This is a genomic window from Zoogloea sp., assembly GCF_028693495.1.
Taxonomy (GTDB): Bacteria; Pseudomonadota; Gammaproteobacteria; order Burkholderiales; family Rhodocyclaceae; genus Zoogloea.
The window spans coordinates 1-14,574 of record NZ_JAQUVG010000023.1 but is presented as its reverse complement, the minus strand read 5'-3'; the positions used below and the strand labels follow the sequence as shown (position 1 = coordinate 14,574).

General features: G+C 61.7%; 14 protein-coding genes. 2 read left to right on the top strand and 12 right to left on the bottom strand.

Annotated elements, in window-relative coordinates; genetic code table 11:
- Positions 1–27: 27 nt before the first annotated feature.
- Together putA and PHD22_RS05920 are read right to left on the bottom strand one after the other, a co-directional pair.
- Positions 28–3,696 carry a bifunctional proline dehydrogenase/L-glutamate gamma-semialdehyde dehydrogenase PutA gene (putA, locus tag PHD22_RS05925; RefSeq protein ID WP_299863671.1) on the bottom strand — a complete coding sequence of 1,223 codons (3,669 nt, stop codon included), beginning with the start codon at positions 3,694–3,696 and terminating at the stop codon, positions 28–30.
- A gap of 110 nt (positions 3,697–3,806) precedes the next feature.
- A complete protein-coding gene (locus PHD22_RS05920) occupies positions 3,807–4,808 on the bottom strand; it encodes a class 1 fructose-bisphosphatase (RefSeq protein ID WP_299863668.1) in 1,002 nt (333 codons plus the stop codon).
- Between the two features lie 135 nt (positions 4,809–4,943).
- Between PHD22_RS05920 and PHD22_RS05915 the strand changes: the two genes are divergently transcribed.
- On the top strand, positions 4,944–6,197 hold the full coding sequence (locus PHD22_RS05915; protein ID WP_299863666.1) for a D-amino acid dehydrogenase: 1,254 nt from the start codon (positions 4,944–4,946) through the stop codon (positions 6,195–6,197).
- 80 nt (positions 6,198–6,277) lie between these two features.
- Here the strand turns inward: PHD22_RS05915 and PHD22_RS05910 are convergent, their stop codons facing one another.
- The 8 genes from PHD22_RS05910 to PHD22_RS05875 form a co-directional block, all read right to left on the bottom strand.
- Entirely contained in the window at positions 6,278–7,153 is an 876-nt protein-coding gene (locus PHD22_RS05910) for a flagellar brake protein (RefSeq protein ID WP_299863663.1), read from the bottom strand.
- Between the two features lie 183 nt (positions 7,154–7,336).
- Complete coding sequence (locus PHD22_RS05905) at positions 7,337–7,822, bottom strand: hemerythrin domain-containing protein (RefSeq protein ID WP_299863660.1); 486 nt, start codon at positions 7,820–7,822, stop codon at positions 7,337–7,339.
- Between the two features lie 117 nt (positions 7,823–7,939).
- Positions 7,940–8,371, bottom strand: coding sequence for a ClpXP protease specificity-enhancing factor (locus tag PHD22_RS05900; protein ID WP_299863657.1), 432 nt, complete (start codon positions 8,369–8,371; stop codon positions 7,940–7,942).
- A gap of 88 nt (positions 8,372–8,459) precedes the next feature.
- Positions 8,460–9,056 carry a glutathione S-transferase N-terminal domain-containing protein gene (locus tag PHD22_RS05895; protein ID WP_299863654.1) on the bottom strand — a complete coding sequence of 199 codons (597 nt, stop codon included), beginning with the start codon at positions 9,054–9,056 and terminating at the stop codon, positions 8,460–8,462.
- A 104-nt stretch (positions 9,057–9,160) separates the two neighbouring features.
- The gene (locus PHD22_RS05890; protein ID WP_299863651.1) at positions 9,161–9,919 is read right to left on the bottom strand and encodes a cytochrome c1; all 759 of its coding nucleotides are present in this window, start codon (positions 9,917–9,919) and stop codon (positions 9,161–9,163) included.
- Complete coding sequence (locus PHD22_RS05885) at positions 9,919–11,184, bottom strand: cytochrome bc complex cytochrome b subunit (RefSeq protein WP_299863648.1); 1,266 nt, start codon at positions 11,182–11,184, stop codon at positions 9,919–9,921. The genes PHD22_RS05890 and PHD22_RS05885 overlap by 1 nt, the downstream gene beginning before the upstream one ends.
- Before the next feature lie 3 nt (positions 11,185–11,187).
- Positions 11,188–11,781, bottom strand: coding sequence for a ubiquinol-cytochrome c reductase iron-sulfur subunit (petA, locus tag PHD22_RS05880; RefSeq protein WP_299863645.1), 594 nt, complete (start codon positions 11,779–11,781; stop codon positions 11,188–11,190).
- The gene (locus PHD22_RS05875; protein WP_299863642.1) at positions 11,778–12,041 is read right to left on the bottom strand and encodes a hypothetical protein; all 264 of its coding nucleotides are present in this window, start codon (positions 12,039–12,041) and stop codon (positions 11,778–11,780) included. The genes petA and PHD22_RS05875 overlap by 4 nt, the downstream gene beginning before the upstream one ends.
- 4 nt (positions 12,042–12,045) lie before the next feature.
- On the opposite strand from PHD22_RS05875, the gene dacB reads away from it, so the two are divergent.
- Positions 12,046–13,458, top strand: coding sequence for a D-alanyl-D-alanine carboxypeptidase/D-alanyl-D-alanine-endopeptidase (gene dacB, locus PHD22_RS05870; protein WP_299863726.1), 1,413 nt, complete (start codon positions 12,046–12,048; stop codon positions 13,456–13,458).
- Positions 13,459–13,468: 10 nt separating this feature from the next.
- Here dacB and PHD22_RS05865 read toward each other — a convergent pair whose 3' ends face one another.
- Complete coding sequence (locus PHD22_RS05865; protein WP_299863639.1) at positions 13,469–13,858, bottom strand: DUF2237 domain-containing protein; 390 nt, start codon at positions 13,856–13,858, stop codon at positions 13,469–13,471.
- A partial coding sequence (galE, locus tag PHD22_RS05860) for a UDP-glucose 4-epimerase GalE (protein ID WP_299863637.1) occupies positions 13,855–14,574 on the bottom strand: 720 nt, incomplete at its 5' end. The genes PHD22_RS05865 and galE, both read right to left, overlap by 4 nt.

Here is a 14,574-nt window from a genome sequence, read left to right as displayed (position 1 = left end):
CGGATTCTAGCAGGCCCAACCCCGCAGCTAGACATCCGCAAGTCCCAGAAGACCTGCATTTCCACCCGTAGCAGCCGTGTTTACACTTACACAGCGCTCCACAACCAGACGCTCCAGGCAATACAGGGGCGCGGGGACGAGAACCGGCAGAATCACTGCCTTGTGTTCCGCGAAGGCCCGCCTCCAGAACAGCGGATCCGGACCATCCACCAGCACCCCCTGCACCTCTGCGCTGAGAGGATCCCCGCAGCGCTCGACAAAAGCCCTCAGAACGGGCGGCAGGGTGGCCAGCCACCCCGGGACGGGGGGCCCTTCCGGTACCACCAGGCGATTGCCACTGGCCAGCGCCGCAGCGAACTGGTGCAACCAGGCCTCCGGGCCGTCCGCCAGGGCAAGCACGTCCCCGCGGGGATGAAAGGAAAGGCGATTGGACTCTCCGGTAACCCCTGGAAGCGGCACAACCAGCCCCTCCAGGGAGTACGCCCGGTAGGTTTCGATGGCATGACGCAGGCGTCCCCCTGCCCCCTCCCCCATTCCCTCGATGGCACACCCGGCCAGCCAGGCTTCCAGATGGTCAAGCACGGGCCGATGGGGACGGGGCAGCTCCGGCAGGGGCCTGCTCTTCGTCCGGACCAGACGCCGCAGCGTAAGGGGGCCACCCGCCTTCGGCCCTGTTCCGGACAAGCCTTCACCACCAAAAGGCTGTGCTCCCACCACCGCACCGATCATGCTGCGATTGACATAGCGGTTGCCCATCCGGGCGCGGGCCAGCAGATGCTCAATCCGGGCGTCCACCCGAGACTGGATCCCGAAGGTGAGGCCATAGCCATTGGCGAGTATTTCATCCATCAGCCGGTCCAGCCCTGCTTCCCGGTACGACAGGACGTGCAGCACCGGCCCGAACACCTCTTGCTGGAGATCGGCTGGGGAGTCGATCATGACCAGGGTGGGCGCAACGAAATGGCCTGCCTGGCAGGCTTGCGGCAAGCTTCGCCTCAGCACCTTGCGGCGGTTGGCCCGCTGGGCCTCGATCCACGCCTCGATCCGGAGACGGGCATCCCCATCGATCAACGGCCCCAAGTCGGTCTCGAAGCACTCCCCGGCCCCCACGCACAACTCCGCCATCGCGCCATCCAGAAGCGTGACGACCCTCTCGGCGATCTCCTCATGCACGCACAGCAGTCGCAGGGCTGAGCAGCGCTGACCGGCGGAATCGAAGGCGGACAGCAGGGCGTCGGCCACCACTTGTTCGGGCAGGGCAGTGGAGTCGGCGATCATGGCATTGATACCGCCTGTTTCGGCAACCAGCGGGATGTCACCCCGTCCGGCAAGACAGCGATGAATCTGACGGGCCACCGCCGTGGAGCCGGTAAAGAGCACGCCCTGGACACGCCTGTCAGCCACCAGCGCAGCCCCGGTCTCCCCCGGACCGGGCAGACACTGGAGCACGTCAGGAGGAATACCCGCCGCGTGGAACAAGGCCACGGCCTGATCCGCCACCAGGGGCGTCTGCTCTGCCGGCTTGGCAATCACCGGATTACCCGCTGCCAGCGCCGCGGCGATCTGCCCCACGAAAATCGCCAGGGGAAAATTCCAGGGGCTGATCGCCACCACCGGCCCCAGGGCTTCAGCCCCCGGCAACGGATCGGATCTCAGGGAGGCTGCGTAGTAACGGCAGAAATCCACCGCCTCGCGCACTTCCCCCAGCGCCGCCGGAATGGTCTTCCCTGCCTCCCGGACCAGCAGAGCCACGAAGGCATGACAGGCGTCTTCAAGGGCGTCACCCATCCGCTCCAGGGCAAGCGCCCGCTGAAGAGGAGGTGTGCCCGCCCACACTGGGGCCGCCGCCTGTGCCGCAGCCAGCGCCGCAGCCACCTCGCTTGAAGTCGCAAACCGCACGAACCCTATCCGTTCAGCCGTACTGGCGGGATTACACACGTCACGCCACTCTGCACTCTCTGTCCCCTCGGCACGGCAGGTCAGGCGGGGTTCGGCCCGCAGACCCGCCTGCCGGCTCGCAGCCAGTGCCGCCAGAAAACCCTGACGCACTCGATCAGAGGCCAGATCCTGGCCCCGGCTGTTGCGCCGATCGGCATGCAATGCCGGCGGCAAGGGGACCTGAGGATGGGGCAGACCTTCATCGGCGGCGGCCCGGTAGGCAGGATCGTCCAGAAGCGTGCTGATGGACAGGCGCTCATCCATGATGCGGTTGACGAAACTGGTGTTGGCGCCATTTTCGAGCAGGCGCCGTACCAGATACGCGAGCAGGGTCTGGTGATTCCCCACCGGCGCATACACCCGGACCGGACGCTGCAGTCCTCCTGCCTCTGCCGAGATCAGCTGTCGATAGAGACTGCCTCCCATGCCATGCAGGCACTGAAACTCATAATCGCCTCGCTGGAACGGCCCGCCCAACTCGATCACCGCCGCAACCGTATGGGCGTTATGGGTCGCGAAGAGGGGGAACACGGCATCCCGCGCCGCCAGCAGGCGTCGCGCGCAGACCAGATAGGCCAGATCCGTGTGGGCCTTGCGGGTGAACACCGGGTAATCCTCAAGCCCGTCCTGCTGGCATCGCTTGATTTCCCCATCCCAGTAGGCGCCCTTCACCAGACGCACCATCAGGCGACGCTGGCGCATCCGTGCCAGGGCAATCAAGCCATCGATCACCACAGGCGCCCGTTTCTGGTAGGCCTGCACGGCAACCCCGAGGCCGGACCAGCCCGCCAGTTCGGGATCAATCATGAGCGCAGCGAGGATGTCGAGGGACAACGCCAGCCGATCGGACTCCTCGGCATCAATGGTGAGGCTGATGTCCGCATCCCGGGCCAGCCGGCACAGGTGGCGCACCCGAGGCAACAATTCGGCCACAACCCGGCCACGCTGGGACCAGGCATAGCGGGGATGAAGGGCCGACAGCTTCACGGACAGGCCGTTGCCGCTGACCACCCCTCTCTGCCGATCGGCGGCACCGATCGCACGAATGGCCTGGGTGTAAGCGCCGCAGTACGCTTCTGCAGCCTCGGCACTCATGGCCGCCTCACCAAGCATGTCAAAAGAATAAAGATACCCTGCGCCAGCAGCACTGCCCGCCTGCGCCAGGGCTTCGGCAATGGTTTCGCCCAGCACGAACTGCCTACCAAGATGGCGGATCGCAAACTCCACGCCCTGTCTCGCCAGCGCAGTCCCACCTCGGGAGAGCAGGCCATGAAGCACGCCGCGATCCCCGGTCTCACCGGATGCCAGCAGAGACCCCGTCAGGGCCAGACTCCAGGCTGCACCATTGACCAGCAGGGAGGGACTGCAGCCGAGGTGCCCCGACCAGTCCTTGTCACACAGCTTGTCCCGGAGCAACGCGCTCCGTCCCGCCTCGTCAGGCACCCGCAGGAGTGCCTCGGCAAGACTCATGAGGGCAACGCCTTCCCCGCTGTCCAGGGAAAATTCGCTCATCAGGGCATTGATGCCGCCCCCCGCGCGACTCAAATCAAGACGGACCCCCGTGGCCAGGCGGGTGGCCAGGGCATGGATGCGGACCTGCTGCTCGGCAGAAAAGCGCCCCTCGGGAACAAGCGCCCGGACACACTCGGGCTCGGAACGCCGGGTGGCAGCGTCGAGGGCAGAACGGAACGCATCCCACGCCCCGGCGAAGGTTTCGGGGGAAGCCTCTGATGCGGTGGAGGAATATTCAGAAGACATGGCGTCACCTGGCAGGAATCGGCACGGGCCAACGCCTTTTTCGACCACCGCGGCGCAAAACGATTCAACCGGAAGCAGCGATTCCGGCCGGATCGGCGCAGAAGGCCGGATCAGCCTTCCAGATGATAGCGGACGACCCGCTCCACTTCGTTTTTCGACCCGAGCACCACCGGCACCCGCTGGTGCAGCTGGACAGGCGTGACGTCCAGAATGCGCTCGCGCCCCGTGGAAGCAGCACCGCCGGCAGCCTCGACAATCATGGCCATGGGATTCGCTTCATACATGAGACGGAGCTTGCCACCCTTGTCCTTCATCTTGCTGTCCATGGGATACATGAAGATGCCGCCCCGGGTCAGGATGCGATGGACGTCAGCGACCATGGACGCCACCCAGCGCATGTTGAAGTCGCGGCCACGGGGACCGTCCTGGCCCGCCTTCAGCTCGCCGATGTAGCGCTGCACCGGAGCCTCCCAGAAACGTTCGTTGGAGGCGTTGATGGCGTACTCCTTGGTGTCCTCGGGAATCGTCATGTCGGCATGGGTATGAATGAAGCTCCCCATCTCCCGGTCGAGGGTGAACCCATGCACACCGTCGCCGACGGTCAGGATGAGCTGGGTGGACGGACCATATACCGCGTAACCCGCCGCCACCTGGGCACTTCCCGGTTGCATGAAGTCGGCTTCGGTCGGGGCACTCACCCCTGCGGGGCAGCGCAGGACCGAAAAGATCGTGCCGACGGAAATGTTGACATCGATGTTGGAGGAACCATCCAGGGGATCAAACAGCAACAGGTAAGCCCCCTTCGGATAGTCGCCAGAGATCGGACGAATCTCCTCGACCTCCTCGGAGGCCATCGCTGCCAGGTGCCCCCCCCACTCATTGGCCTGAATCAGGATGTCATTGGCGATCACATCCAGCTTCTTCTGGGCCTCGCCCTGGATGTTGTCGCTGCCCGCCTCGCCGAGCACCCCCGCCAGGGCGCCCTTGGACACGTTCACCGCGATGGCCTTGACGGCTCGTGCCACCACTTCAATCAGCAAGCGCAGGTCTGCACTCATTAAACCTTTTCGCTGTTGTTCGATCAGAAACTGGGTAAGCGTGACTCGACGCATCTGTGGGCTCTCCGGAAAGACCTGACAAAGCTGCAATTATCGCCTGGATCCTGCGTTTACGTCGTTTATCATTGCGCCTTTCGCTGCAATCAAGACGAACAGCTCCCTCATTCTGGAACATTCTCACTCTGCACCATGGAAGTTGTGGTCATCGGCGCCGGCCTTGCCGGCGTCACCAGTGCCTGGTACCTGCGCCAGGCCGGATGCAAGGTCACCGTCATCGACAGACAACCCGGCCCCGGGCTGGAAACCAGCTACGCCAACGGCGGACAGATTTCGGTCAGCCATCCCGAGCCCTGGGCAAACCCCTCAGCCCCATCGACGATCCTGCGCTGGCTGGGACGACCGGACGCCCCCCTCCTGTTTCGCTGGCGGGCCGATGCGGCGCAATGGAAATGGGCTTTCCAGTTTTTACGGGAATGCCTGCCAGCCCGCACCCACCGCAACACCCGCGCCATTGCCAGCCTTGCCCTGTACAGCCGACGGGAGCTCCAGGCCCTGCGCGAACAGACCGGTATCCAGTACGAAGCGGGCCAGGGTGGCATCCTGCATCTCTTCGAAAAGAAGTCGGAACTGAAACACCTGCCAGCCAAACAGGCTCAACTGGAAGCCCTGGGTATCCGTGCCCGGGTCCTGACCCCGGGAGAAACCCTCGAACTGGAGCCTTCGCTGGCTTTCATGGAATCCCGCCTTGCCGGAGCTCTGCATGGTGTGGACGACGAGTGCGGAAATGCGCACCTGTTCTGCCAGGCCTTGTCCACCAAGGCGGCTGAGGCGGGCGTCGACTTCCAGTTCAACATCCGGCTTCAAGGCTTCGACCGCAGCACAGAAGGTCTGCATGGGGTACGGATTCGCGATTCAGAGGGGCGCCTGGGCATGCTGCGAGCGGACGCCTGCATCGTGGCTGCCGGCAGCTACAGCGCACGCCTGGTTGCTCCCCTCGGACTGAAGCTCCCCGTCTATCCGGTCAAGGGGTATTCAATCACCGTGCCCATCCTGGCACCGGAACGGGCACCCCATCTGAGCCTCACGGACGAATCCCGGCGCATCGTCTGTTCCCGTCTGGGCAATCGATTAAGAATTGCAGGAACGGCCGAACTCAATGGCTACGACCTTCGCCCGAACGCCCTGCGCAGCGCCACGCTCCTGCACTGGCTGGACGAACACTTCCCGGACCTGACGGATACCGGAGCCGCCGAACACTGGTGCGGACTGCGCCCTGCCACACCGAGCAACATCCCGCTGATCGGCCGGACATCCGTTCCCGGGCTGTATCTCAATACCGGGCACGGCAGCCTCGGCTGGACGCTGGCCTGTGGCTCCGGAAAAGCCCTCGCCGACCTGGTCACGGGACAACCGCCGGAGCCCATGTTTCCGTTTTCAGGCTGACGGGAAGGAAACCGCCCCCCTGGACAGCCAGGCCGCCAGGGCGTCGCCTTGTCACGGCAGGAACGCCCTGACCGAAGGTCTCAGGCGTCCGCGCTCTCTTCAAACAAGGTGCGATAAACAAAGGCAGACAGTACGACCTGTTCGGCATGGGGGAGCGTTTCAAACTGGACCCCATGATGAATCAACGGCGCATCTCCCTCGGAGACCCCTGCGGCATGCACCGACCGCAAAACGCCGGGGATCGTGAGGTACTGCTCCACCTCATTGACCGTGACCCGGAATTTCAGAAAAATCCGGTTCTCCTTGGTGCCCATGGGTGCCTTGGCCGTCAGCATGGCACCGCCGGTACTCAAATCCACCAGGGTGGCAGCATGGGAACGGCCGTCGCCCCCCTGAACCGCGGCAATCAGGTTCACCCGGGCACGGGCACCACGGCGCACCACGAGACCGCGCACCTGATTGGGATAAGTAAGATGGAGATGGGGAAAAGGTACGTTGGCCACCTTGACAATGGCGGAGCTGAAGGCGTAGACGCTCTTGCCCGAGAACAAGCGCACCACAAAAGCCTGACCCTCCCGCATCAGGAGCACCTTGCCGTCCTGAGTCGGCGTGGTAACGATGACGCTCCTGCCCTTGAAATAGCCAATCAACTTGACGTAGTAACGGGTCTGGGCGGTGTCACTCTGAGTCTGCAACTGCAGGGTGTCGCCGATATCCAGCCGGATGTCATCGAAAGCGCAGGTGTCATCCGCCGGTTTCTCTCCTTCAGGTCCAACCCGGCCTTCCACTGCTGGCAGTCGGCGGTAAAGGCCGCGCAGTAGAAGTTGGCTACGCTGACTCTCGGATCCGATGACCCCGCCCTTGGCCAACAGCAACTGTCTCTTGTCGTCATACAAGGGCCAGGGAACAGGAAGTCCCAGTTGCAGATCGGCTTCAGTGACTTTGACGAAAGACATGGGAAAGTGCCTGTGAATCGGACTCCTGCGTTATCGTCCGGGAGCCGAAATAATTTAGTGACTGACGCTCATCAGGTCGCGGGAGGCACTCTGGACAGGGAGCCTGAGCTCGTGCCCGATACTCCCTGCGACCAAGCAAAAGAACGATGCCATTGAAAAAGCGCCCCACGGGCGCTTGCAGACTCAGGCTGGCTGAGGAGTATGACAGGCCTCCTCCGTCGCGGGAGCCCCACCACAGCCGCCACCCTCCATCGCAGCAGGGTTGCGAATCTCTCCGGTTTCCGTATCGAAACCAATGGATTGGATGTAGGCCGCCAAGGCAGCATCCATCGAGCTCACATGATTGCCGAACCAGACGGGAATTTCCTGGATCAGCTGGCGGACCAGCGCCGTATCACCCCGCTCGAGACGCTTGCGCACATCGCGACAGACGGCGAGGACCCGGTCATGCTCCGCCTTGTGACATCCGGGAAAGCCGATCTTCTCCATCCAGAGGTTCTCTTGATCGAAATGCTCGACCGAATGGGCGATGAACGCGTCCATGGCATCCAGCAAGGCCTGACCGGACGCACCCAGCAAGGCGTTGTAGGCATCGACGAAATCCTGGTGGGTCTGGTCCATCGGCCCAAGACCAAGGGTCAGCTTTTCATTCATTTCCATGGCAGCCATGGGATAACCTCTGCTCAGGTAAGGGGACAAGATTCACGACAGGGACTGCCGCAGGTACAACTCTAGACCACGGATGATACCGTGCCCCTGAGATGCATTAAGAAGGCGCGCCCGTCGTTACTTGACAACTTTGAGACGGGCACGACCTCCGCCCTTGGGGGGCTCCGGCGCGTCTTCTTCGACCGCTTCGGTGAGCACCTCATCCATGGGCGCCGGCATTTCTGCCTGCGCCGACAGATCCGGCACCTCGAAAGCCATGCCATGTCCATTTTCCCGGGCATAGATGGCAGCAACGTTCTCTACCGGAATGGAAATATTCTGGGCAGCCCCACTGAAACGGGCCTGAAAGGCAATCAGCTCATTGCCCATCACCAGACTTTGCGTCGCATCCGGACTGACGTTCAGCACAATCTGCCCATCCTGAACGAAATTACGCGGCACGCTTGTCCGGTTGTCTACAGAGACGGCAAGATAAGGGGTCAGGCCTTGATCCACACACCATTCAAAAATGGCACGGATCAGATAGGGCTTGGTGGAGATGTCAGTCATGATTGCAGGACGTTCGGCAGAAGAAGCAGACGGCCAAAAGAAGCCGGTTTAAAGGCAGAGGCCGCGACTTGCGCGGCCCCGACCTGGCTTAGCGGCGCATGACCTTTTCGGAGGGGGTCATGGCATCAATGAAGCCCTGGCGGCTGAAAATCCGTTCCGCATATTTCATGAGCGGAGCGGCAGAACGGGGCAACTCGATGCCGTAATGATCAAGGCGCCACAGCAGCGGCGCGATGGCGACATCAAGCATGGAGAATTCATCCCCAAGAAGGAACTTCTGCTTGGTGAACATCGGAGCCAGCTGAGTCAGCTGGTCACGGACGTGGGCACGTTCCTTTTCGGCACCCTTGGGATTCTTTTCCAGGGTGCCCACATGGGAGAACAACTCAAGTTCGAAGGTATGCAGCAGCTGGCGAGCCCGGGCACGCATGATGGGGTCGGGCGGCATCAGCTGGGGATGCGGGAAACGCTCGTCGATGTACTCGTTGATGATGTTGGACTCGTACAGCACGAGATCACGATCAACCAGCACAGGAACCCGGTTATACGGGTTGATCACTGCGATGTCTTCCGGCTTGTTGAAGAGATCGACATCAATCACCTGGAAATCCATGCCCTTTTCATAGAGCACGATACGGCACCGGTGACTGAAAGGATCTGTCGTTCCGGAATACAAATTCATCATCGTTGTGTTACCCCACGGATACTCTGAATCACACGCCATGCACCACAGGGCACATGGCGTGTCTTGCTCGATACTGGCAAGAAACTGCTTCGGCTACGCGCCGATTAGTGTATGTCTCTCCAGTAATTCTTCTTGAGAAGGTAGGAGAGTACGAAGAGAACACCAAGGAAAGCGATCACGACCTTGCCAATACTCTTGCGAGTCTCGGCAACCGGCTCGCCCATCCAGACCAGATAGGAAACGAGGTCTGCAGTGGCCTTGTCATACTCTTCCTTGGACATCTTGCCAGGCTTGCCCTGCTCAAGCGTGATGGACTTGGTCTTGCCGCCGTGACCATCATCCTTCTCTTCCACCTTGGCGACCATGTCACCCTGCAGCTCGTACAGCACATGGGGCATGCCCACGTTTTCGAAGATCACGTTGTTCCAGCCCGTGGGCCGTTCGGGATCCCGGTAGAAGCTGCGCAGGTAGGTGTACAGCCAGTCCGCACCACTCCCGAACTCGGAAGCGCGGGAACGGGCGATCACGGTGAGATCCGGGGGCGCGGCACCAAACCACACCTTCGCTTCGTCACGCTGCATGGCAATGCGCATCGGCTCGCCGATCTTGTCAGCGGTGAACATCAGGTTGTCCTTGATCAGTTGCTCGGACAGACCGATTTCCTGGAGCCGGTTGTAGCGCATGTAGCTCGCGCCGTGGCAGTTCAGGCAGTAGTTCACGAAGAGCTTGGCACCATTCTGGAGCGCCGCTGGCTCGGTGGAAACCGGGGCCTTGTCCAGGTGCAGCACCTCGCCGCTGGCAAGGGCCATCAGCGGGGCAAACAGGAGAGACGTCAAAAGTTTTTTCATGGCGTTCATTCTCATTAACCGGTCACGCGATCAGGCACGGGCTTGCACTTGTCGATCTTGGAATACCAGGGCATCAACAGGAAGAAGCCGAAGTAGATCACCGAGCAGATCTGGGACACGATGGTGCGACCCGGAGTCGGGGGCAGCACGCCGAGGTAGCCGAGGATGAAGAAGGAGACAATGAAGACAGCCAGGATCGCCTTGTACAGACCACCCTTGTAGCGGATGGACTTGACCGGGCTACGATCCAGCCAGGGCAGGAAGGCGATGATCACGACCGCAGCGCCCATGGCTACCACACCCCAGAACTTCGCATCGATGCCAAACAGCGGATAGGTGACCGCACGCAGGATGGAGTAGAAGGGAGTGAAGTACCACACCGGTGCAATATGCGGCGGAGTCTTCAGGGGATCTGCCGGGATGAAGTTGTTGAACTCCAGGAAGTAGCCACCGCCCTCAGGCGCAAAGAACACGATCAGGGAGAAGACGATCAGGAAGCCGACCACGCCCACGATATCCTTGACGGTGTAGTAGGGGTGGAAGGGGATGCCGTCCAGAGGGTGGCCGTCAGCCCCCTTCTTCTTCTTGATTTCAACGCCATCCGGGTTGTTGGAGCCGACTTCGTGCAGGGCGACGATGTGGGCAGCAACCAGGCCGATGAGGATCAGCGGCACGGCAATGACGTGGAAGGAGAAGAAGCGGTTGAGGGTCGCGTCGGAGACCACGAAATCGCCGCGGATCACGACGGAAAGGTCGGGACCGATGACAGGGATCGCGGAGAACAGGTTAACGATCACCTGGGCGCCCCAGAAGGACATCTGGCCCCAGGGGAGCAGGTAGCCCATGAAAGCCTCGGCCATCAGCGCCAGGAAGATCAGGGTACCGAAGATCCAGATCAGTTCGCGGGGCTTGCGATATGAACCGTAGATGAGGCCACGGAACATGTGCAGATACACCACGATGAAGAAGGCGGAGGCTCCGGTGGAGTGCATGTAGCGGATCAACCAGCCACCCGGGACGTCACGCATGATGTACTCGACAGAGGCAAACGCCACCGGCACGCCCGCAGCGTTGAGGGAAGCATCCGGCTTGTAGTGCATCACCAGAAAGATGCCGGTGACGATCTGGATTACCAGCACCAGCAGGGCCAGGGAGCCGAAGAAGTACCAGAAGTTGAAGTTCTTGGGGGCGTAGTACTCGGTGAGATGGCCCTTGATGGTCGACGTAAGCGGGAAGCGTTCGTCGATCCAGTCCAGCACGGCTTGAGATTTGGTCGTCATCGTTTATGCCTTTCCGTCTTCGCCGATGATGATCTTGGCGTCGCTCAGATACTTGTGCGGCGGGATCTCGAGGTTGTCCGGAGCAGGCTTGCTCTTGTAAACACGACCCGCCATGTCGAAGGTGGAGCCATGACAGGGACACAGGAAGCCACCAGCCCAGTCGGGAGCCACTCCGCTGTCGGCCCCCGTCTTGAACTTGTCGGACGGAGAGCACCCCAGATGGGTGCAGATGCCTACCGCCACCAGGATTTCCGGCTTGATGGAGCGGGTTTCATTCTGGGCATAGGCCGGCTGCATCGGCTTATCGGACTTGGGATCGCTGACCTCTCCCTCCGTCTTTTTAAGGGACTCCAGCATTTCCTTGGTGCGGTTGATGATCCACACCGGCTTGCCGCGCCACTCGACAGTCATCATCTGACCCGGCTGCAGTTTGCTGATATCCACCTCAACCGGCGCACCGGCTGCCTTGGCACGCTCGGACGGCGTCAGGCTCGCGACAAACGGAACGGCAGCCGCTGCAGCGGCCACGCCCCCCGCAGCCGACGTCACCAGCAACAACTGGCGCCGCCCCCCATCCACTTTCTGATCCACGCTCATGGCCCACTAACCTCAATAAAAGAGACTTCGAAGATCGCAATACTGAAAACTTGCGGAGTATAGCGAAAACCCTTACCCAAAAAAAGGGTCATGGTGCTAAACCCGCGCCAGCATTGGGAATTATCGAAGCGACCAAGCCCCTGACAGGGCCTCGGGCGGCCCTTCTGCGCTGTTTTCCAGCCCACTCCCTGCACAGTACAAGTCCCACTGGAAAACAACTGCACGAGATAATCAGAATCTGCCGAATCGATTTCAGACATGCTGATGCGCACCTGCTGCACCCTTCTCGCCGCCCTTTTAAGCGCAACTCCGGCCGCCCGGGCAACCGACACGTGGCCTCACAGCGTAGAAACCAGTCTCAGGGACAACAGAATTCCTGACTCCGCCGTTTCGCTGCTGGTCCTTCCAGTGGACGGAGCAAAACCACTCATCGCCCACCGGGCCGACGAAGCAATGACTCCCGCATCGGTCATGAAAGTGGTGACGGCCTGGGCCGCCCTCGAAAACCTGGGTCCCGCCCATGTCTGGCAGACCCGCTTGCTCGCCAGCGAGGCCCAGCGGGATGGCGTACTGACCGGCAATCTTCACATCGTTGGGGGTGGTGACCCCCGCCTTTCCCGGGAGCGCCTGTGGCAAATGTTGCGAGACCTGCGCATGCGTGGTGTTCAACGCATCGCCGGAGATGTGCTCATCGACCGGAGCGTCTTCCGGCTGCCTCCCCATGATCCGGCAGCCTTCGACCAACGCCCCCTGCGCCCTTACAACATGGGCGCAGACGCGCTTCAGGTGGATTATGGCGCCCTGCCGGTACGCCTGACCCCCACCCCCACGGGCGCCCGCATCCTGATGGATCCGCCGTTCGAAGGGCTGCAGCTGGAGAGCCAGGTCCAGCGCAGCGGTGGCGTCTGCGCGGACCCCACGGCAGGGCTGGGCGCAACGACAGAGCGCACCGGCTCAGGCATTACCCTGCGCATCGAGGGCACACTGCCCGAAGCATGCACACAGGACTTCGTCTGGAATCTTTCCCCGGTCTCGCCGACACGCCTGTTCGAAGCCCTTTTCCGCAGTCTGTGGCACGAGTTGGGCGGTGAAATCGACGGTCAGTTCCGCGACGCGCCCGCCCCCAGCCACACCACCCTGCTGACAGAGAGTCCGTCTCCTCCCCTGGCCGAAGTGATCAGGGACATGAACAAATGGTCAAACAACGTGATCGCTCGTCACTTGCTGGCCACCCTTGGAAACCTGGAGCATGGAGACGAGGATTCGGTATCCAGAGGTGTCAGGAAAATTGTTGACACCCTGCGGTCCAGCGGCATTTCCACTGCAGGGCTGGTGATCGAGAATGGTTCCGGCCTCTCACGCCGGGAACGGATCAGCGCCCGCAGCCTGGCGCAGGTCCTGCAACATGCATGGCGCGGCCGCCACATGCCCGAATTGCTTGCATCACTCCCGATCGCAGGCGTCGACGGTACCGCCCGGAAGCGTTTCGCCGGCACACCAGCCTCTGGTAACGCCCACATCAAGACGGGGACGCTGGACGGGGTTCGCAGCCTGGCTGGCTACGTGCTCGGAGTCAGCGGCCGTCGTTACATCGTGGTAATGATGATCAACCATACCCATGCTGCCGCAAGCCGGGAAGCCCAGAATTTATTGCTGGAATGGGTAGCCCGCCACTAGACCAGTGGCCTCAGCCTTCATGGGCATGGCTCTGCAGGGCCTCAAAAGGGATCACCTCCAACGCAGCCCTGTGGGTTGCCGCCAAAACTACCGGTGGCGCTACGCCCGCCTCCCAGGCTTCCCGCCAGCGCAGGGCGCACAGGCACCAGCGATCACCGGGCTTCAGGCCTGCAAAGCGGTACTCCGGCCGCGGGGTGGACAAATCATTCCCCCGCAGCAGACTGAATTTCAGGAACTCGGCGGTAACCTTGACACACACATGATGACGCCCAAGGTCAGCCGGATCGGCTTCACAGCAACCCGTCCTCATCCAGCCGGTCAGGGGAGAATAACTGCAGGCCAGCAATGGCCCCCCGATCACATTCAGTTCATCACTGACAGAAAAATCTTCGCTGCTCAATCTGGATACCCCTCTGGATTGGAACTCTGCCAGCGCCAGGCATCCGCACACATCTCGTCGATCCCCCTGCTGGCACGCCAGCCGAACTCTCGCTCAGCAAGACCCGGCTCCGCATAACACTGCGCCACATCTCCCGGACGTCGCTCCACGATATCGAAAGGCACGGACCGGCCGCTGGCATGTTCAAAGGCCTTGATCACTTCGAGGACACTGTAGCCGCGCCCGGTGCCCAAATTGACCGTCAATACGCCCGGACGTTCTGTGAGGCGCTGTAGTGCCGCGACGTGGCCCACGGCCAGATCCACCACATGAATGTAATCCCGGACACCCGTACCATCCACTGTAGGGTAATCACCACCAAAAACCCTGAGTCGAGGAAGGCGCCCCACCGCAACCTGGCTGACGAACGGCATCAGATTGTTGGGCATGCCGTTGGGATCCTCACCGATACGACCGCTCTCGTGGGCCCCCACAGGATTGAAATAACGCAACAGGGCCACCCGCCACTCCGGATCGGCAGCAGCCAGATCGGAAAGCACGTACTCCATCATCCACTTGGTGCGACCATAGGGATTGGTAGGGCCAGTAGGAAAATCCTCCCGGATGGGCACACTGGCGGGATCGCCATAGACCGTGGCGGAAGAACTGAACACCAGAGACTTGACTCCGGCGGCAGCCATCACCTCAGTCAGGGCTACGGTGCCGGAAATATTGTT

Coding starts and splice junctions, on each gene's coding strand:
- putA (WP_299863671.1), bottom strand. CDS start 3,696: ATGTCTTCTGAATATTCCTCCACCGCATCAGAGGCTTCCCCCGAAACC.
- PHD22_RS05905 (WP_299863660.1), bottom strand. CDS start 7,822: ATGGCTGCCATGGAAATGAATGAAAAGCTGACCCTTGGTCTTGGGCCG.
- PHD22_RS05920 (WP_299863668.1), bottom strand. CDS start 4,808: ATGCGTCGAGTCACGCTTACCCAGTTTCTGATCGAACAACAGCGAAAA.
- petA (WP_299863645.1), bottom strand. CDS start 11,781: ATGAGCGTGGATCAGAAAGTGGATGGGGGGCGGCGCCAGTTGTTGCTG.
- PHD22_RS05895 (WP_299863654.1), bottom strand. CDS start 9,056: ATGATGAATTTGTATTCCGGAACGACAGATCCTTTCAGTCACCGGTGC.
- PHD22_RS05885 (WP_299863648.1), bottom strand. CDS start 11,184: ATGACGACCAAATCTCAAGCCGTGCTGGACTGGATCGACGAACGCTTC.
- PHD22_RS05900 (WP_299863657.1), bottom strand. CDS start 8,371: ATGACTGACATCTCCACCAAGCCCTATCTGATCCGTGCCATTTTTGAA.
- PHD22_RS05915 (WP_299863666.1), top strand. CDS start 4,944: ATGGAAGTTGTGGTCATCGGCGCCGGCCTTGCCGGCGTCACCAGTGCC.
- PHD22_RS05875 (WP_299863642.1), bottom strand. CDS start 12,041: ATGTCTGAAATCGATTCGGCAGATTCTGATTATCTCGTGCAGTTGTTT.
- dacB (WP_299863726.1), top strand. CDS start 12,046: ATGCGCACCTGCTGCACCCTTCTCGCCGCCCTTTTAAGCGCAACTCCG.
- PHD22_RS05910 (WP_299863663.1), bottom strand. CDS start 7,153: ATGTCTTTCGTCAAAGTCACTGAAGCCGATCTGCAACTGGGACTTCCT.
- PHD22_RS05890 (WP_299863651.1), bottom strand. CDS start 9,919: ATGAGAATGAACGCCATGAAAAAACTTTTGACGTCTCTCCTGTTTGCC.